At 71.0% G+C, this 328-nt stretch carries 1 protein-coding gene; it reads left to right on the top strand.

What is annotated here, in order from left to right; genetic code table 11:
- The coding region (locus EN846_RS34160) for a type VI secretion system baseplate subunit TssF (protein ID WP_189587208.1) at window positions 1-328 on the top strand (328 nt) is incomplete at both ends.

Consider the following 328-nt stretch of genomic DNA (forward strand, 5'->3'; position numbering starts at 1 on the left):
CGAGTTTCTCTTTCCGGATCTGGTCACGCCTGCGCCGGCAACGGCGATGGCGGTGCTTAAGCCCGGCCAGCAGGTGCAGTCGATGACCGCCGGCCATGCCGTCGCGCGCGGCACGCGGCTGGTTTCCAGCCTGCGCCCGGGGCTTTCGACGCGCTCGACCTTCACCACGGCGCAAGAGGTGACGCTGTGGCCGATCGCCATCACCTCGGTCAGCTCTTACCAGGACCGCAGCGGGCTGGCGGCGGCGGGCATCGGCCCAGTCGGCGGCGTGCGTGGCGAAGCCGCGCTCCGCGTCGCGCTTGCGCGGACCGGAAAAGGCAAGCTCTCC

The sequence above is a fragment of the Mesorhizobium sp. M4B.F.Ca.ET.203.01.1.1 genome, from assembly GCF_004791025.1.
Lineage (GTDB): Bacteria > Pseudomonadota > Alphaproteobacteria > Rhizobiales > Rhizobiaceae > Mesorhizobium > Mesorhizobium abyssinicae.